Genomic DNA, 17,541 nt, shown 5'->3' with positions numbered 1-17,541 from the left:
GTCTATCCCAGCAGTTTGTGAATATTCACGACTCGTTGAAAAAACCCATGCCCGCGTAGGGCTTTTGCCGACACGCGGCCAGTCGCGAGGCCAGATCACCGACGTGGGCTTCGAGTTTGTGCCCGTCCGGGTCGAGGAAGTAGAACGACGCGCCTTCGCTGCGGTTGTCGCGCCATTCCTGCACGTTGGCGGCGCGAAGCTGCTGTACGAACAGCGGGAAATCCGCCGCGCCAATGCTGAAGGCGTAGTGGGTGTAGTCGGCGGCGGGCTCGGGATGGCGCTTCGGATCGAGGGACAGGCACAACCACAGGCCCGGGAGCGACAGGTAGGCACCGGCGTCCCAGGTGGCTTCGACCCGCAGCTTCAGCACGTCGCGGTAGAACCCGAGACTGCGATCCAGGTCGGTGACGGCGAGGGTCAGGTGGTTGAGGCCGGTGAGCATCGGTCAGTAACCTCTGAGGTCTTCGGGGATGAGGTATTGCTTGCCGTCGTAGGTCAGGGTGATTTGGGTTTTCTTCAGTGGGGAATCCTGGGAAACGCACTCCTTGCCGGCCTTGACGGTTTTCATCGCCGTGCCGCTTGAGGTGACGATCAGGTCGGAATAACCATTGTGGCTGGTCGGGCCGATTTCCACGGTTCGGCGAATTTGCTGACCTTCACCCACACAGTTTTCCAGCCACTCACCGTTGTTCTTGTAGACCACCAGGCCATCAAGTACCGGGCGCAGTTTATTACCCTCGCGCACATAAAGTGTCAGGTCGGTTTTTTCGTAGGGAATGGCGCTTGAATTGTGCGAGAACTTTGACCGCAGCCCGAACGCGCGAACATCCGGGGCCAGCCGATAGCGAGCGGTATCGACCAGCAGATCGGTGAAACGAATGGCATCGGAATTGTAGGCACCGGGTTTCGCATACGTCGCTAGCGTCTTCCAGTTGCTGGTGTCGATGATCGCCAGATCCAGATCAAACACACCGGCATCGTCACTACCAGCATCCGGCACGTAGGTGGATTTGAGGGCAATCGCCTGATCCTTGAACGCCGGCCATGCCTTGCAGCGTGCCAATGACTGGTCGTTGTAATCCTTGGTGACGCAGGAAACCTGGGCCTGGGCTGGAGCGGTGATGGCCAGCAAGCCGAGGGCGATGAAAAGTCGAGTTGGAGTGAACATTGTTCTTCCTTGAAATAAGTCGCGTTGGCTCTGTATCACTCGATGGCTTTGAAACCTTTAGGCAAAACGTATGATTTTCCGTCGTAGCGAAGGGTTGTCAGTTCAGGGCTGCTGACACTGATCTTATCTTCACAAGTGTCGCCTTCGACGACATTGGTCGTCCCTGTCGTCTTGGTTTTGATGATCAGATCGGCATAACCATGGGAGCTGGTCTTGGCGATTTCTACCGTTCTGGTCGTCTCATATCGCTCGCCGGCGCAATCACCGTCCCATTCACCGCCGTACTCATAAACCACTAATTGACTTAGCACGGGACGTAACTTATCGCCCTCTCTCACATAAAGAGAGAGGTGCGTTTCTTCAAGCGGGTTGAGGCGAGAGGCATTGGTGAATTGCACGCGAACGCCAAACGCCCGTACTTCTGGGGTTAGTTTGTAGCGTGCGGTATCAAGCGAGATATCTCGCAATGCCACCCCACCCGAGAAGAAAGCGGAGGCCTGGTGATAAGTGGCAACCGGTTTCGTTTGGTCGCTTTTCAAGACCGATAAATTGAAATCATAGGTGCCGCTCGTGTCGGTGCTCTCCGGCACGGAGCTGCGCTCAAATTTCGCATTCGCGCTGATGATCAACCCCGGATACGCCGGCCACTCCTTGCACACGGAGAAATCCAGATCACCCGCCACCGGCTCAGGCACACAATCAGCCAACACCTGCCCCGCCATCAGCGCCCCACAAAGCGCCAGCCCCACAACAACCCCAGACTTCACTGTCACGCCCCGCTCCTTGATGTTTTCAGCCGCGCACTATCCCCTGCTCAATCCGCCGATTCAACCAGTTCAACGCCTGATCCCCGCCCCGCCGCTTGTGCCACGCCGAGACAAACGTGAACGGTGCAATTTCAAACGGTGGCGGCACGACGATCAGCGATTGGTCATCCACCTCATTCAACGCCCGCGAAGCGACGGTCAGGATCAGGTCCGTGCCGCTGATGAAACGTGGCGCGGCGCTCCAGTGCGGCAGGCTGATGGCGACGCGGCGGCGTTCGCGCAGGGAGGTCAGGGTGCGTTCGATTTCCGGGGTGCCGCTGCCGCGCATTTCCAGCAAGACATGGGGACGGGAGAGATAAGTTGGCAGGTCGAGCTGGCCGTCGGCCGGCAGGCTGTGGCGATCGAGCAAACACACGTAGCGTTCCTCGAACAGCGGCGTGCTGCGCAGTTCGCCGGGCAATTCGGGGAGTACGCCGGCGGCGAGGTCGATGTCGCCATTGAGCAGGCCTTCGACCATGCCTTCGCGGCTGGCATGGCTGATTTGCAGGTCGATGCCCGGTGCTTCCGCGCGCAAGGTGCGAATCAACCCGGGCAGGATGATCGCCGCGCCGTAGTCCGACATCGCGAGGCGAAAGGTCCGACGGGCGCTGGCCGGATCGAAGGTGTTCGGCGCCAGCAGCGATTGCACCTGGGCCAGAATTTCGGCCAGCGGCGCCGCCAGCTCCAGCGCCCGCGCGGTGGGCATCAGCCCCGAACCGGCACGCACCAACAATGGATCACCGAGCAAGTCGCGCAGACGCGCCAATGCGTGGCTGACCGCCGGTTGACTCAGGTGCAGACGCTCGGCGGCGCGGGTCACGTGTTGCTCGCCGAGCAAGGCGTCAAGGATTACCAGCAGGTTGAGGTCGATGCGGCGCAGATCATTCATTCGATGCATGTTCCGGATACCAAAACAGAATTTAAATCTGCGCGACGAATACCCTAGAGTCCAGCAAAACCTTGCCGGAGAACGATCATGGGAACGATGCAGTGGGTCGGATTGCTGCTGTTGGCGGTATTCGCCGGGGCGGTGGTGCCGTTTCAGAGTGCGATCAATATCAATCTGGCGCGGGGGTTGGGGCATCCGCTGTGGGCGACTTTCACCTCGCTGGTGGTGAGCGTGCTGGTGTTGTTGCCGGTGATTGTCGTCCTGCGCTTGCCACTGCCGTCGTTGGCCCCGCTCGGCAAGCTGCCGCTGTGGATGTGGACCGGCGGGGCGTTCGGGGTGTGCTTCGTCGCACTGGCGGTGGTGTTGCTGCCAAAGCTGGGGGCCTCGGGATTTCTGGCGCTGGCCCTGGCCGGGCAAATGATCACGTCAATCGTGCTGGATCACTTCGGCCTGTTCGGGCTGGTGGAGAAGCACCTGACATTGCCGCGCCTGTTCGGCGCGCTGTTGTTGGTGGCGGGAGTATTGTTGATTCAGTTCTCCCCAGTGCTGGAAAAGAGCGCCACAGCCGTTGGATAAGGGTTCGGGCGTAGGCACTGACGCGCCGGGTTTGTCGTTTTTTTCATCGTCTCACAGCCCGGCAAGGCTTCGCCCTACAAGCAAATCTCCAACAGCCGTCAATGCTATCGGACGCGGCCGATTCTGACCCTGCATAGCTCTCTGTAAAGTCTGGCAACACACACAATTTGCAACACCCCATGGATTGCCCTGCTCAAGGAGAGCTGCCTATGAATCACCTGTCGGAATCCGCCAACACTTTCTCCAATTACCGCAAGGTCATCGCTTTGGCAGACCACGATTGGGAGGCTGCGGAAGCTGGAAAAATCGCCGCCCTCAACGTCGAGGTCAAAGGCTGTAATCACTTGCTCGATCAGCACGGGCGCCAGTTCCATCATTTCTGCACCACCTCCTATCTGGGTCTCGATCACCACCCCGCTCTGCTTGAAGGCGCCATTGCGGCACTGCGTAAAACCGGGACACTGCGCGTTGCCAACTCGAAAAACCGCTGCAAGCTGGCGCTGCTCGAACAATACGAAAGCGAGTTGTCGCAATTGTTTGGCGCGGTGTGTCTGACCACTCTGTCCTGCAGCGCCGCGAGCGCCGGTATCCTGCCGCTGCTGGCCAGTGGCGTGTTCACCCAGAACCGCCCGCCGGTGATGGTGTTTGATCGCCTGGCCCATTACTCGATGAATCACCTGAAGGCCAGTTGCGCCGACGAGACCCAGGTATTGACCTGCCCCCACAACGACATGGATTTTCTCGAATCGGTGTGCCAGCGCCATTCCACCGTCGCCTATGTCGCCGACGGTGCCTACAGCATGGGTGGCGTCGCCAATCTGGATGGTCTGTTGTATTTGAAGGAGCGATATGGCCTGTTTCTTTATCTCGATGACTCCCACGCGTTGTCGGCAGTCGGCAGCAACGGTGCCGGTCTGGTACGACCAAGAATGCCGGCGCTGGAAGAGGACTGTCTGATCGTCGCATCTCTGGCCAAATCATTCGGGGCCAGCGGCGGCCTGGTGATGCTCGGGAATGATCGGCAGAAGAAATTGATCCAGCGTTACGGCGGGCCGAGCAACTGGTCGCAGAGCCTCAATTGCGCGGCCATTGGTGCGGGCCTCGCGTCGATCGAGCTGCATCGCAGTGCAGAACTGAGGGCCTTGCAGGTTCGGCTCCAGGCCAATATTCGCCTGTTCGACAGCCTCTTGAGCACCGAACAGCACGGCAGCTCCATGGCCATCCGCTTGATCAACTGTGGCGACGCCGCCCTGGCCAATCGAATCGCCATTGAACTGGCCGAACACGGCTTTTTCACCAGCGCCGTGTTTTTCCCGGTGGTAGCCCAGGGCAAAGCCGCGATCCGCGTTACGCTGCGCGCCGACATGGAATCGACACTGATCCACCACTTCTGTGATTTGATCACCGACCTGTTAATGACTCACGGTAGCGATCGCCACCGCTGAACCTTCACGGACGACTTATGAACCCCGGCCTCATCCTGCTCATCACCTGTTCCACCGTGTTCCTCGCCCAACTGGGCATGAGCATTTACCTGCCGGCGTTGCCGCAGATAGCCGGGTATTTGCAGGTCGGTGCGACGCAGGTGGCCTGGGGCTTGTCGCTGTACCTGATCGGCATGGCGCTGCCGATGCTGCTGTGGGGCAGTCTGGCGCAGCGCATCGGCCGCAAGCCGGTGCTGCTGGCGGCGCTGGGAATTTATGGCGCGGCGAATCTGGCTCTGCCGTTGGGCTCGACGCTGGAGACATTCCTGCTGCTGCGACTGCTTCAGGGGATCGGCGCCAGCGGCATTTCGGTGATGGCGCGGGTGCTGATTCGAGACAGCTTTCGGGGGGATCTGCTGGCGAAGGCGTTGTCGTGGATTTCGATTTCGTTCGTTGTCGCGCTCGGGATCGGGCAATACGCCGGCTCGCTCATTCAGGTGACGCTGGGCTGGCAGGCGATCTTTTATCTGCTGGGCGCGGTCAGTCTGTTGATGGCCGCGATAGTCTCGCGCCTGAACTTTCCAACACTTGTCGAAGCGCCCGCAACCGCTTCGCCGTGGGCGGTCTATCGAACGATCCTGATCCATCGGGCGTTTCTGCTGCCGGCGCTTGCGGGCGGTCTGGGTTATGGCGTGATCATCGCGTTCAACAGCGCTGCGCCAGTGATTCTGCAAGGCCCGTTCAATTGGTCGGCGACGGAATACGGGTTGCTGGGCTGGCCGATCAGCGCCGCATATTTTCTGGGGGCGCTGGCGGTCAATCGCTTTGTGCTGCGTACCGGTCAGCACCGACTGATGACACTGGGGGTCAGCCTGGTGATGGCCGGCACTGGCGTGATGCTGGCTGGCAGTCTGTTGGCCAGCTCGATGGCCTGGTTGCTTTGGCTGCCCTATTGCGTGGCCGTCTTCGGGCAATCGCTGAATTACCCGATCAGCCTCTCACGGGCCAACGATGGCGCGCCGATTGCCGGCGCCTATGCGATGGCCCTGAGCGGGTTCATCCACCAATTGATGGCGGCGCTGATCGGGGCGGTGGCCAGCGTGTTCGCCAGCCCGCAAGCGTGGCCGCTGTCGTTGCTGTGCTGCACTCTGGCGATGGGCGCGCTGCTCTGTACGAGAGGCACGCCCGTTCGCCTGCCCGCTTAAAACGCGCTGCGAAAAATCTCCTCGATCTGCCGCTGATCCGCCGCCCGCGGATTGGTGAAGCCGCAGGCGTCTTTCAGGGCGTTGGCGGCGAGCACCGGGATGTCGGTGCATTTGGCGCCCAGATCACGCAGGCCACCGGGAATCTCCACGTCCCTGGCCAGGCAACGAATCGCATCGATCGCGGCTTTTGCACCCTCCTCCGGGCTGAAACCACGAATGTCGGCGCCCATGGCGTGGGCCACGTCGGTCAGACGATCGGCGCAGACCTGCGCGTTGAATGTCTGCACATGCGGCAGCAATACCGCGTTGCACACCCCGTGAGGCAGATCATAGAAACCGCCCAACTGGTGCGCCATCGCATGCACGTAGCCGAGGGACGCATTGTTGAACGCCATGCCCGCGAGGAACTGCGCGTAGGCCATGTTTTCCCGCGCGGCCAGGTCGCTGCCGTCGCGCACGGCCAGGCGCAGGTTGTTGCTGATCAGGGTCATCGCCTTCAGTGCGCAGGCGTCGGTGATCGGGTTGGCAGCGGTGGAGACGTAGGCTTCGATCGCGTGGGTCAGTGCGTCCATGCCGGTGGCGGCGGTCAGGCTTTTCGGCATGGCGACCATCAGCGCCGGGTCGTTGACCGACAGCAGCGGCGTGACGTTGCGGTCGACGATGGCCATTTTCACGTGGCGGGTTTCGTCGGTGATGATGCAGAACCGGGTCATCTCGCTGGCGGTGCCGGCGGTGGTGTTGATGGCGATCAGCGGCAGTTGCGGCGTGGCCGATTGATCGACGCCTTCGTAGTCGCGGATCTGTCCGCCGTTGGTGGCGCACAACGCGATGCCCTTGGCGCAGTCGTGGGGCGAACCGCCGCCAAGGGAAACCACGAAATCGCAGCGACTCTCCTTGAGCAGCGCCAGTCCTGACTCAACGTTGGCGATGCTCGGGTTGGGCTTGGCGCCGTCGAAGATCACCGAGTCGATGTCCTGCATCGCCAGTTTCTCGGCAATCATCGTCGCCACGCCGGCCTTGGCCAGCCCGGCGTCGGTGACGATCAGCGCCTTGCGAAAACCGTAGTTGCGGATCGCATTCATGGCGTCGTCAAGGCAGCCGCTGCCCATGATGTTTACGGCGGGAATGAAAAAGGTGCTGCTCATGGCGCGTCTCCTGACTGGGGCCGAATCGACTCGTGCAATTCGGCAGATGCACACAGGATCGACCGATCGGTCACGGCGGATGTTGATCTGGCTCAATGCCCGCTCGTGATAAAGTCGCCGTCCATCTGCCCTTTGTTTTGAGACGTGCCCTGCAATGACCGATTTTCTGGATGTCGACGCCACCCTCGAAGACTGGAACGCGTTGCGCGCCACCACCGACTTCAGCGGCCTGCTGCTGGGCAACGGCGCCAGTCGCGCGGTGTGGGACGATTTCGGCTACGACTCGCTGTTCGAAAACGCACGCACGGTGGAAGAAAAACCGTTGACCCCGTCGGAACTGAGCGTGTTCGACGCCCTGCAAACGCGCAGCTTCGAGCAGGTGCTCGGCGCGCTGAAAACCACCAGCCGGGTCAACAAGGCGCTGGCCGTCAGTTCGGCCGCACCGCGCAACCGCTACTACGCGATCAAGGAAGCGCTGATCAACACCGTGCACGCGGTACACATCCCGTGGCGGCTGATCGAAGCCTCGACTTTGGCGACCCTGAACAGTGAACTGGCGCGTTATCGCACGGTGTTCACCACCAATTACGACCTGCTCAATTACTGGGCTCTGCAACATCAGGGCGAGGCGATCGACGACCTGTTCAACGGCCCCGATGCGAGTTTCGATCTGTGCGACAGCAGCACGGACAAACCGCGTCTGCTGTACCTGCACGGTGGCCTGCATCTGGTGCGCAACCAGGACGGCACCGCGCGCAAACTGACCGCCACCGAGGGCACGCTGCTCGGCAGTTTCGCGATCAACAACACGATCAAGACGCTCGACGACGTGCCGCTGTTCGTCAACGAAGGGCCGAGCGCCGACAAGCTCAAGACCATTCGCAGTTCCGATTACCTGTCGTTCTGCTACGACCAGTTACTCAAACACGGCGACAATCTGTGCATCTTCGGCCACGCCCTCGGCGAGCAGGACAGCCACCTCGTGCGCGCCCTGCGTCTGGCGAAGCCGAAGACCGTGGCGATCTCGATCTACCCGCGCAGCGCGGCGTTCATCCAGCACCAGAAACGCCACTACGCCAAGGTGTTCGAGGGCACGGGTGTCGAGTTGCGCTTCTTTGATTCCAAGAGCCATGCGCTGGGCCATCCGAAGCTGTCGGTGCCGGTTGAGGTCTGATCATTCCTCGCCGCTGTGCACCACCACCAGCAACTGCGCCTGCACCTCGCCCACTGAGCGGATGCGATGGGGTTTCTGCGCATTGAAGTGCAGCGCATCGCCCCGTTCCAGCAGCACCCGTTCGTTCACGAAGTCCACTTCGACCTGGCCTTCGTGGACGAACAGAAACTCCTCGCCCAAATGTTCCTTGAAGGTCTTGTCAGTGAATTCGCTCGGCGGATAAATGATGAACGGCAGCAGGCTGCGTTCGCTGACCTGATGGGCCAGCACCGCATAACCGGGGCTGTGGTCGTTGGCCGCCAGCGACTGGCGCTCATGGCTGCGCACCAGGCTGTAGCCGTCGAGGCTGACGTTGTCTTCGGAGAACAGCTCCTCGACTTTCACGTTCAGCGCCTTGGCCAGTTTCAGCGCGGCGGCAATCGACGGTGTGTTCAACCCGCGCTCGACCTTCGACAGATAACTCTTGGTCATGCCGGATTTCTCGGCCAGCGCCTCAAGGGTTACGCCAAGTTTTTTTCTCAATAATTTCAAACGGATAGACATGCGAAGCGATTAATCCAGCAAAGGAAAGACGATTTGTCCTTGCCAATGACACAAAGTGTCATATAGCCTCGTAAGTGTCATACATGGCAACCACCACAGGACACGGATATGGCGAAGACATTAGCACTACCCAAAGACGAACTGGTCAAGCAAGCGCTGACCCAGATGCAAAAAACCCTGGCGGATAATACGTGGACAGACCGGCAAAAGCTGGCCCTGACCTGCCGGATCCTGTTCGAAAACGGCCACGATTCGGGCCTCGCCGGGCAGATCACCGCCCGTGGCCCGCAGCCGGGCACTTACTACACTCAACAACTGGGCCTGGGTTTCGATGAAATCACCGCGAGCAATCTGCTGCTGGTCAACGAAGACCTCGAAGTGCTCGAAGGCCACGGCATGGCCAACCCGGCCAACCGTTTCCACAGCTGGGTGTACCGCGCCCGACCGGACGTGAACTGCATCATCCACACCCACCCGACACACATTGCCGCGCTGTCGATGCTGGAAGTGCCGCTGCAGATTTCCCACATGGACCTGTGCCCGCTGTACGACGATTGCGCGTTCCTTGAAGGCTGGCCGGGTGTGCCGGTGGGTAACGAAGAAGGCGAACTGATTGCCGGGGCGTTGGGCGACAAACGGGCGATCCTGCTTTCCCACCACGGGCAACTGTCGACCGGCACGACCATCGAGGAAGCCTGTGTCATCGCGCAATTGATCGAGCGCGCCGCCAAACTGCAATTGCTGGCGATGGCCGCCGGGACGATCAAGCCGATCATTCCCGAGCTCGGCCGCGAGGCCCATGACTGGGTGTCGAAACCCAAACGCCACGCCGCGGCCTTCAACTACTACGCCCGGCAGAACCTGCGTCAGCACGCCGATTGCCTGAACTGAACACCTCATCCTTGCGGAGCACTCTCATGTCCAACATTCACGGCATCATCGGCTACACCATCACCCCGTTCGGCGCCAATGGCGAAGGCGTCGACCTGCCGGCCCTCGGCCGCTCCATCGACCGTCTGATCGCCGGCGGCGTCCACGCCATCGCGCCACTGGGCAGCACCGGCGAAGGCGCCTACCTGAGCGATACGGAGTGGGACCAGGTCGCCGAATTCAGCATCAAGCACGTCGCCAAGCGCGTGCCGACCGTGGTCAGCGTGTCCGACCTGACCACCGCCAAAGCGGTGCGCCGCGCACGCTTCGCCGAAGCCCACGGCGCCGACGTGGTGATGGTGCTGCCGACGTCCTACTGGAAACTCACCGAGGCGGAAATCCTCGCCCACTACCGCGCCATCGGCGACAGCATCGGCGTGCCGATCATGCTCTACAACAACCCGGCCACCAGCGGCACCGACATGTCGGTGGAGCTGATCCTGCGCATCGTCAACGGCGTGGAAAACGTGACCATGGTCAAGGAGAGCACCGGCGACATCCAGCGCATGCACAAGCTGCAACTGCTGGGCGAAGGCCGGGTGCCGTTCTACAACGGCTGCAACCCGCTGGCGCTGGAAGCCTTCGCTGCAGGGGCCAAAGGCTGGTGCACGGCGGCACCGAACCTGATCCCGCAGCTCAACCTGGATTTGTACGAAGCCACACTGGCAGGGGATCTCGGCAAGGCGCGAGAGCTGTTCTACCGCCAGTTGCCGCTGCTGGACTTCATCCTCAAGGGCGGCCTGCCGGCGACGATCAAGGCCGGTCTGCGCCTGAACGGTCTGGAAGTCGGCGATCCGCGTTTGCCGGTGTTCCCGCTGGCTGAGGCCGGGCGTACGCAATTGCAGGCCTTGCTGAACACCTTGCGCTGAACGAAAAAAATCCCGCCCGGTTTACGCCGGGCGGGATTTTTTGTGGCCGTCGATCAGAGGCTGGCGGCGCGCTTCATGGCTTCGCGGTGGAACGGCTGATCCTTGAGAATCTGCGCGATGAACGTGTCGCTGATCAAGCGCATGTGTTCGAACTGACCGCCCGAGGCGTTGAATGCGCCGCGCCAGGATTCGGTGTGGTTGTTCACGGTGTAGACGCCCAGTATCTGCTTGCCATGGCTGAGGCTGAACACCACCGTGCTGTCGAAACTCACTGGCACCGGCACCAGAAACAGGGTGAAGGCGCTCAGAAGCATCTGCGGCTGAATCCCGCCGACATCGCTGTTGGCAATCACCAAAACGTTGTAGCCGTCTTCGCTGCGGCCGGCCTTCACTTCTTCAAAGGTGCCACGCCGACGCAATTCGTCACGCAGCATCCAGCTCGGCATGCCGATCACACTGACGTTGATGGCCGGCAATTGCTGGCTGCTGTAATCGACATCCGGCGCTTTCAGCGAATGAGTGGCCTGGCAGCCACCGAGCAGCAGAAGCAAGCCCAGAAGCAGACGTTTGATGAGCATTAGAATTTCCCCGAGAGCATGGCTTTGTAGACGGAGGCGCTGGTGCCGTTCTCTTCACGAATAAACGGTGTGGCGGTGTACAGGTTCGGCATGTCCAGTCGTTGCAGGCCGGGTACTTGCGGATATCTGGCGCGGACCAGCGCGGCGTCGCGTTCGAGATGATCGCTGTGCAGAAACAGGCAGGTGCTGTCGCTGGGGGACACGCAGCCGGCACGGAAGTCACCGATGTAGTAAGCCTTGCCCGCTTCAAGCTGCATGCCGATGGTGAAGTCCTCACGGCTCCAGGACACCGATCTGCCGCGATCGAATCGCACGTTGTAGATCTCGTAGCGACCGGGTTTGAGCGGCATCACGAACAGCGTGCCGATACCACGACCGGTCTCGCGCACGTCTCGTGCGGTACGAGCATAGAACTCGTTGTGCAGGCGCGCGCTGGCGAATTCGTCACTGCCACGTTTGCGGATCAGCAGCATCTGTTCCTGGGCCGCATAGGATGCTTTTGGCCAGATGCCGACCACACCCACCAGATACGCGGTGCCGGAATCGGCACTCGGTGCGAGTTCATCATCGATTTGGGTCGGGGACAGGCTATAGCAGCCGCTCAAGCCGAGCAGCAGGGTCAGGACAGCGAAAAGGCGGATCATCAGTGGGAAAACTCTGGCGGCAGTTGTTCAAAAATTCCGCGAAAGAGTCATCTCGCGCCCCTTCCTTGGATTGGCGGCGGAGGATAAGCGAAATGATGGCACATAGCCAGAATTCAGTCGCCAAGGATTTGGCGACTGAACGTCATGGGTGGTTCAAAGCACCGGCAGGGTTTTGTCCTTGATCACCTTGGACGGCCCGTTGGCCTTGACGCTGGCGATGCCCTTGTCACACGCCGCGTCCGATGAATAGGATTCGCTGCTGCCGATGATCTGGTGATTGGCCGCCTTGAGGTTGAAGTAGGGGTGACCGTCCTTCGTCGATTTTTTCTCGTAGCGTTCGTCCAGCGGGCTGTTGGCCTGCACCGAGGCGATGCCGTTTTCGGCAGCCGCGCGGCTGGTGTACAGCTCGCTGGTCAGAATGGTTTCGGCGTTCGCCGCTTTCAGTACGAACCTGTACTGGCCGTTGCTGCTTTTGCTCAACTCATACCATCCGGACATGGTGTTTCTCCTTTTCGATGTGTCACAGGGTGATTCTGGTTCCAAGCAACCCGAGGAAACCGGCCAGCCATTTCGGGTGCGCCGGCCAGGCGGGCGCAGTGGCCAGGTTGCCCTGGACATGGCCGTCCGTGACCGGGATGTCGATGTAGGTGCCGCCGGCCAGGCGCACTTCCGGGGCACAGGCCGGATAAGCACTGCACTCGCGACCTTCGAGAATCCCCGCCGCCGCCAGCAGTTGCGCGCCGTGACAGACGGCGGCAATCGGCTTGCCGGCCTTGTCGAAAGCACGCACCAGTTCGAGGACTTTTTCGTTCAGCCGCAGGTATTCCGGCGCACGCCCGCCGGGCACCAGCAAGGCGTCGTAATCCTTGGCATCGACCTTGGCAAAATCGAAGTTCAGGGCGAACTGGTGACCGGGCTTCTCGCTGTAGGTCTGGTCGCCTTCAAAGTCATGGATCGCGGTGCGCACGGTCTTGCCGGCGGCCTTGTCCGGGCACACGGCATGCACGGTGTGCCCGACCATCTGCAGAGCCTGGAACGGCACCATCACTTCGTAGTCTTCGACGTAATCGCCGACCAGCATCAGTATCTTTTTCGCGGCCATGGGCAGGACTCCTCTGGTGAATGCGCAGGAATATTCACAGTAGCCCAAGGACCGCGATGGCGTTCGCAAACTGTATGGATAACTCTGCGCTCAGCTGTAACAGCCCGACTGCCGTGGTTTGTGGCTAGATGAAGACACCTTCCCGTTACCTTCGAATCGAGTTGCCCTCAATGTCTTCGCGCGAAAACACCGGCATGGCCCTCGGCCTGCTCGGCGTGGTGATTTTCAGCCTTACCCTGCCCTTCACCCGCATCGTGGTGCAGGAATTACACCCGCTGCTCAACGGCTTGGGCCGTGCATTGGTCGCGGCGATTCCGGCGGCGGCGCTGTTGTTATGGCAACGGGAAAAGTGGCCGACCTGGAAGCAAGTCAAAGGCCTGAGCCTGGTGATCGCCGGGGTGATCCTCGGTTTCCCGGTGCTGTCGGCGTGGGCCATGCAGACCTTGCCGGCCTCCCATGGCGCGCTGGTCAACGGTTTGCAGCCGTTGTGCGTGGCGCTTTATGCCGCGTGGTTGTCCCATGAACGTCCTTCAAAAGCCTTCTGGGCCTGCGCCGCACTGGGCAGTGCGCTGGTGCTGGGATACGCGTTGTACACCGGTGCCGGCAGCATTCAGGCCGGGGATTTGTTGATGTTGGGTGCGATTGCGGTGGGTGGTCTGGGTTACGCCGAGGGCGGGCGCCTGGCCCGGGAGATGGGCGGCTGGCAGGTGATCTGCTGGGCGCTGGTGCTGTCGACGCCGCTGCTGATCGGCCCGGTGCTGTACCTGGCGTTGCAGCATCAGGGCGCGGTATCGGCAAAAACCTGGTGGGCGTTCGGTTACGTCGCGCTGTTTTCGCAGTTTCTGGGGTTCTTCGCCTGGTACGCCGGGCTGGCGATGGGTGGCATTGCCCGGGTCAGTCAGATCCAGTTGTTGCAGATCTTCTTCACCATCGCGTTTTCCGCGCTGTTCTTTGGGGAACACGTGGAGCCGATCACCTGGTTGTTCGCCTGCGGGGTGATCGCGACGGTGATGCTCGGGCGCAAGACCGCGGTGCGCCCGGCTCAACCGGGCACATTACCGGCCGGGGTTCAGCTCAAGCCTTGAGCTTCAGCAGGCCGTCAGCGAGCAGCAGGGTTTCGAGGCAGTGCTCGCTGATCTGGTAGAACGCCTTCAACTCCTGAATCTTCACCAGCAACTGAGTCGGGTCCACCGGCTCGGCGCGCTTCACGGCGAGGATCATCTTGTTCTTGTTGGTGTGGTCCAGCGAGATGAACTCGAACACCTTGGTCTCGTAACCGCAGGCTTCGAGGAACAGCGCGCGCAAGCTGTCGGTAACCATTTCCGCCTGCTGGCCCAGGTGCAAGCCGTATTGCAGCATCGGCTTGAGCAGCGCCGGGCTCTGGATCTGCAAGCGGATCTGTTTGTGGCAGCACGGCGAACACATGATGATCGATGCGCCGGAGCGGATGCCGGTGTGGATCGCGTAGTCGGTGGCGATGTCGCAGGCATGCAGGGCGATCATCACGTCCAGCTCGCTCGGCGCCACGCTGCGCACATCGCCGCACTTGAACACCAGCCCTGGGTGTTCCAGCTTCGCGGCGGCGGTGTTGCACAGGTTGACCATCTCTTCACGCAGTTCGACGCCGGTGACTTCGCCTTCGGCCTTCAGGGTGTTGCGCAAATAGTCATGAATGGCAAACGTCAGGTAACCCTTGCCCGAACCGAAATCCGCTACCCGCACCGGTTTGTCCAGGGCCAGCGGCGACGAGGTCAGCGCGTGGCTGAAGACTTCGATGAACTTGTTGATCTGCTTCCACTTGCGCGACATCGCCGGGATCAGCTCATGCTGGGCGTTGGTCACGCCCAGATCCTTGAGGAACGGTCGGTTCAGATCGAGGAAGCGGTTTTTCTCGCGGTTGTGCTCGGCGGACGGCACTTCACGCAATTGCTGAGGTTTGCTCATGAACAGTGAGCTCTTGCCCTTTTTGCTGTATTCGAGCTGGGCTTCGTCAGTCAGGGCCAGCAAATGCGCATTTTTGAACGCCGCCGGCAGCAGCCCGGCAATCGTCGCCACCGCTTCGTCCAGCGGCAGGTTCTTGGTGATGTCGCGGGTCTTGTAGCGGTAAACGAACGACAGGCACGGCTGCGCCTTGACCGTCACCGGTTTGATGATGATCCGCTGCAGATCCGCTTCTTCGCCGACGTACTTGGCCAGCACCAGTTTGATGAAACCATTCAGTTCGAGGCTGGTTTGCAGCAGCTCGATGAACCGGGCGTGGTGATCGGGCGCCGGTTTGGCAGATGCGGAGGGAGCGATAACGGACATGGGAAAAAGCGGCCTCGGACGGGCAAATCGGGAATGGGCGCTAGTTTAGGGGGGATGGCGTTCGAGGGCACGGCTAATTTCCCGAACGGCTTATCCCAACACCACCAACCGATTCGGCAACTCATTCCTGACCTGCGTCACCGGCACATGCACCTTCAGCAACTCGCCGCACGCCTCGATACAAGTGACGAAGCCCTGCAACGTCTGCCCCTGCCTTACCTGCTCGGTAAACGCCGCGACAATCGAGTCCCAGCTCTTGTTATCCAGCTTTTTGGAAATCCCTTCATCCACCAGAATTTCCACGTACCGCTCCGCCTCGCAGACAAAAATCAGCATGCCGGTGCTGCCCACCGTGTGATGCAGGTTCTGTTCGAGAAACTGCCGCCGCGCGAGGTTCGAGGCGCGCCAGTGCCGGACGTGGCGCGGGATCAGATGAGTGGTGACCCTGGGCAGGCGAAACACCAGGCACAGCACGACAAAACTGACCCACTGCACCAGCAACAGACTGTGCATGGTCAGCCAGCCGGTCAGGTAATGCACGATCCCCGGCACCACCAGCGCCAGCAGGCTGGCCCACAGCAGCGGGATGTACGCGTAGTCGTCGGCGCGGGCTGCGAGCACCGTCACCAGTTCGGCGTCGGTGTCGCGCTCGACTCGGGCGATGGCCTCGGCGACCTTGCGTTGTTCGTGTTCAGTCAGTAATGCCATGTCGTGAAGTGCCTGCTCATTATTGTTATCACCAGCCGCCGGAGGAACCGCCCCCGCCGAAACTGCCACCGCCGCCGCTGAAGCCCCCGCCTCCACCGCCGCCGCCAAAACCACCGCCACCGAAGCCGCCCCCTCCTCCGGAGCCGCCCCGGCCGGCGGGAAGGATACCGAGCATCTGGCAGACAAAAACAGTCAGGATGAACAACATCACCAGAAATACGAACAATGCCGGGTGCCGCGAGACAAAATCATCCGCAGGATCGCCGGCCGATTCATACACCGTGGACGGCTCGTCCAGCGGATTGCCGCCGAGCACCACCAGCATCGCCGCCACACCGTCGCTGATGCCCTTGCTGAAATTGCCGGCCTTGAACGACGGCGTGATCACCTGATGGATGATCACCGAGCTCTGGGCGTCGGTCAGCCGGTCCTCCAGCCCGTAGCCGACTTCGATGCGCAATTTGCGCTCGTCCCGGGCGACGATCAACAGGGCGCCGTTGTTCTTGTCCTTCTGGCCGATGCCCCAATGCCGGCCGAGTTCGACGCCATAGTCCTCAATGGTGGCGCCTTGCAGATTCGGTAACGTCACCACCACCAACTGTTCGCCGGTCGCCTGCTCGTGGGCCTGCAACTGCTGGCTCAGTTGCGTGCGCACCGACGGCTCGATCATCTGCGCCTCGTCCACCACCCGCCCGGTCAGCGCCGGAAAGGTCAACTCGGCCCGGGCGCTGACGGCAAACAGCCACAGCATCAGCACCAGGCCCATCTTCAACACACGCATGGGCATCCCCGGCTCAGAACTTCACTTCCGGGGCCTTGTCCGCGCCGGGGCTGGTGGCTTCGAAGGTCTCGCGGATCGGCAAATTGCTGTACATCACGCTGTGCCACAGACGACCGGGAAAGGTGCGGATCTCGGTGTTGTATTTCTGCACCGCCAGAATGAAATCCCGACGCGCCACGGCGATGCGGTTTTCCGTGCCCTCAAGTTGCGATTGCAGGGCGAGGAAGTTCTGGTTGGCTTTCAGGTCCGGATAGCGTTCGGACACCACCATCAACCGGCTCAAGGCACCGGTCAGTTGATCCTGGGCCTGCTGGAACTGCTTGAGTTTTTCCGGATTGTCGAGAGTGCTGGCATCGACCTGGATCGACGTCGCCTTGGCCCGCGCCTCGATCACGGCGGTCAGGGTTGCTTCCTCGTGTTTGGCATAGCCCTTCACGGTTTCCACCAGATTGGGGATCAGGTCGGCGCGGCGCTGGTACTGGTTCTGCACCTGGCCCCAGGCAGCCTTGGCCTGTTCGTCGAGGGTGGGGATGTTGTTGATGCCGCAGGCGGTCAACAACGTGGCCAGCACCAGCAGGGTGGCGACCTGCAAACGCGAGCGGTAGACAGGACTGACATTCATCGGACGGGTGCTCCCTTGCACATTTCATGAATAATGAATCGCGAAACATTCTCAGCCGACGGTTGGGGCA

At 61.1% G+C, this 17,541-nt stretch carries 21 protein-coding genes; 7 read left to right on the top strand and 14 right to left on the bottom strand.

Annotated features, from left to right (window positions below):
- Positions 1-25 precede the first annotated feature (25 nt).
- From fos to ACM6JM_RS18455, 4 genes are read right to left on the bottom strand one after another with little or no spacing between them, the layout of a single operon-like run.
- Positions 26-442 (bottom strand): fosfomycin resistance glutathione transferase, encoded by a 417-nt coding sequence (fos, locus tag ACM6JM_RS18470; protein ID WP_414882309.1) that lies wholly within the window; start codon positions 440-442, stop codon positions 26-28.
- Positions 443-445: 3 nt separating this feature from the next.
- Positions 446-1,168 carry a hypothetical protein gene (locus tag ACM6JM_RS18465; protein ID WP_414882308.1) on the bottom strand — a complete coding sequence of 241 codons (723 nt, stop codon included), beginning with the start codon at positions 1,166-1,168 and terminating at the stop codon, positions 446-448.
- Between the two features lie 35 nt (positions 1,169-1,203).
- On the bottom strand, positions 1,204-1,941 hold the full coding sequence (locus tag ACM6JM_RS18460; RefSeq protein WP_414882307.1) for a hypothetical protein: 738 nt from the start codon (positions 1,939-1,941) through the stop codon (positions 1,204-1,206).
- A 19-nt stretch (positions 1,942-1,960) separates the two neighbouring features.
- Entirely contained in the window at positions 1,961-2,872 is a 912-nt protein-coding gene (locus ACM6JM_RS18455; RefSeq protein WP_414882306.1) for a LysR family transcriptional regulator, read from the bottom strand.
- 78 nt (positions 2,873-2,950) lie between these two features.
- On the opposite strand from ACM6JM_RS18455, the gene ACM6JM_RS18450 reads away from it, so the two are divergent.
- The 3 genes from ACM6JM_RS18450 (at position 2,951) to ACM6JM_RS18440 (ending at position 6,068) form a co-directional block, all read left to right on the top strand.
- Complete coding sequence (locus ACM6JM_RS18450; protein ID WP_074691062.1) at positions 2,951-3,439, top strand: DMT family transporter; 489 nt, start codon at positions 2,951-2,953, stop codon at positions 3,437-3,439.
- Positions 3,440-3,648: 209 nt separating this feature from the next.
- Positions 3,649-4,884: an aminotransferase class I/II-fold pyridoxal phosphate-dependent enzyme gene (locus ACM6JM_RS18445; RefSeq protein ID WP_414882305.1), complete on the top strand. Its 1,236-nt coding sequence runs from the start codon at positions 3,649-3,651 to the stop codon at positions 4,882-4,884.
- A 17-nt stretch (positions 4,885-4,901) separates the two neighbouring features.
- The gene (locus ACM6JM_RS18440; RefSeq protein ID WP_414882303.1) at positions 4,902-6,068 is read left to right on the top strand and encodes an MFS transporter; all 1,167 of its coding nucleotides are present in this window, start codon (positions 4,902-4,904) and stop codon (positions 6,066-6,068) included.
- Here ACM6JM_RS18440 and yiaY read toward each other — a convergent pair.
- Positions 6,065-7,213: an L-threonine dehydrogenase gene (yiaY, locus tag ACM6JM_RS18435; RefSeq protein ID WP_414882302.1), complete on the bottom strand. Its 1,149-nt coding sequence runs from the start codon at positions 7,211-7,213 to the stop codon at positions 6,065-6,067. The genes ACM6JM_RS18440 and yiaY overlap by 4 nt on opposite strands.
- Before the next feature lie 154 nt (positions 7,214-7,367).
- Here yiaY and ACM6JM_RS18430 point away from each other — a divergent pair, with 154 nt between their 5' ends.
- Positions 7,368-8,387: a DUF4917 family protein gene (locus tag ACM6JM_RS18430; RefSeq protein ID WP_414882301.1), complete on the top strand. Its 1,020-nt coding sequence runs from the start codon at positions 7,368-7,370 to the stop codon at positions 8,385-8,387.
- Here the strand turns inward: ACM6JM_RS18430 and ACM6JM_RS18425 are convergent, their stop codons facing one another.
- A complete protein-coding gene (locus tag ACM6JM_RS18425; protein WP_039772739.1) occupies positions 8,388-8,930 on the bottom strand; it encodes a helix-turn-helix domain-containing protein in 543 nt (180 codons plus the stop codon).
- A gap of 108 nt (positions 8,931-9,038) precedes the next feature.
- Between ACM6JM_RS18425 and ACM6JM_RS18420 the strand changes: the two genes are divergently transcribed.
- A complete protein-coding gene (locus ACM6JM_RS18420) occupies positions 9,039-9,821 on the top strand; it encodes an aldolase (protein ID WP_064594034.1) in 783 nt (260 codons plus the stop codon).
- A gap of 26 nt (positions 9,822-9,847) precedes the next feature.
- Positions 9,848-10,729, top strand: a complete 882-nt coding sequence (locus tag ACM6JM_RS18415) for a dihydrodipicolinate synthase family protein (protein WP_163974145.1) — start codon at positions 9,848-9,850, stop codon at positions 10,727-10,729.
- A 53-nt stretch (positions 10,730-10,782) separates the two neighbouring features.
- Here the strand turns inward: ACM6JM_RS18415 and ACM6JM_RS18410 are convergent, their stop codons facing one another.
- From ACM6JM_RS18410 to ACM6JM_RS18395, 4 genes are all read right to left on the bottom strand, one after another.
- Positions 10,783-11,307: a hypothetical protein gene (locus ACM6JM_RS18410; protein ID WP_039772742.1), complete on the bottom strand. Its 525-nt coding sequence runs from the start codon at positions 11,305-11,307 to the stop codon at positions 10,783-10,785.
- Positions 11,307-11,951, bottom strand: a complete 645-nt coding sequence (locus ACM6JM_RS18405; protein ID WP_039772743.1) for a hypothetical protein — start codon at positions 11,949-11,951, stop codon at positions 11,307-11,309. The genes ACM6JM_RS18410 and ACM6JM_RS18405 overlap by 1 nt, the downstream gene beginning before the upstream one ends.
- Before the next feature lie 153 nt (positions 11,952-12,104).
- Positions 12,105-12,449, bottom strand: coding sequence for a YegP family protein (locus tag ACM6JM_RS18400; protein ID WP_414882300.1), 345 nt, complete (start codon positions 12,447-12,449; stop codon positions 12,105-12,107).
- Positions 12,450-12,471: 22 nt separating this feature from the next.
- Positions 12,472-13,053 carry a DJ-1/PfpI family protein gene (locus ACM6JM_RS18395; protein WP_064594029.1) on the bottom strand — a complete coding sequence of 194 codons (582 nt, stop codon included), beginning with the start codon at positions 13,051-13,053 and terminating at the stop codon, positions 12,472-12,474.
- Between the two features lie 170 nt (positions 13,054-13,223).
- On the opposite strand from ACM6JM_RS18395, the gene ACM6JM_RS18390 reads away from it, so the two are divergent.
- Positions 13,224-14,138: a DMT family transporter gene (locus tag ACM6JM_RS18390; RefSeq protein WP_085666795.1), complete on the top strand. Its 915-nt coding sequence runs from the start codon at positions 13,224-13,226 to the stop codon at positions 14,136-14,138.
- Here the strand turns inward: ACM6JM_RS18390 and ACM6JM_RS18385 are convergent.
- The 4 genes from ACM6JM_RS18385 to ACM6JM_RS18370 form a co-directional block, all read right to left on the bottom strand.
- Positions 14,128-15,360, bottom strand: a complete 1,233-nt coding sequence (locus ACM6JM_RS18385; protein ID WP_414882299.1) for a class I SAM-dependent methyltransferase — start codon at positions 15,358-15,360, stop codon at positions 14,128-14,130. The genes ACM6JM_RS18390 and ACM6JM_RS18385 overlap by 11 nt on opposite strands.
- Before the next feature lie 90 nt (positions 15,361-15,450).
- Positions 15,451-16,068, bottom strand: coding sequence for a TPM domain-containing protein (locus tag ACM6JM_RS18380; RefSeq protein WP_039772747.1), 618 nt, complete (start codon positions 16,066-16,068; stop codon positions 15,451-15,453).
- A gap of 28 nt (positions 16,069-16,096) precedes the next feature.
- Positions 16,097-16,849: a TPM domain-containing protein gene (locus ACM6JM_RS18375; RefSeq protein WP_039771483.1), complete on the bottom strand. Its 753-nt coding sequence runs from the start codon at positions 16,847-16,849 to the stop codon at positions 16,097-16,099.
- Positions 16,850-16,862: 13 nt separating this feature from the next.
- Entirely contained in the window at positions 16,863-17,471 is a 609-nt protein-coding gene (locus ACM6JM_RS18370) for a LemA family protein (protein WP_039771481.1), read from the bottom strand.
- Positions 17,472-17,541: the final 70 nt, after the last annotated feature.

Source organism: Pseudomonas sp. IT-P2 (assembly GCF_949767575.1).
In the GTDB taxonomy this organism is placed as follows: Bacteria; Pseudomonadota; Gammaproteobacteria; order Pseudomonadales; family Pseudomonadaceae; genus Aquipseudomonas; species Aquipseudomonas pharyngis.
Note: the sequence above shows the minus strand (reverse complement) of the source record. Positions and strands in the feature narration are given on the sequence as shown.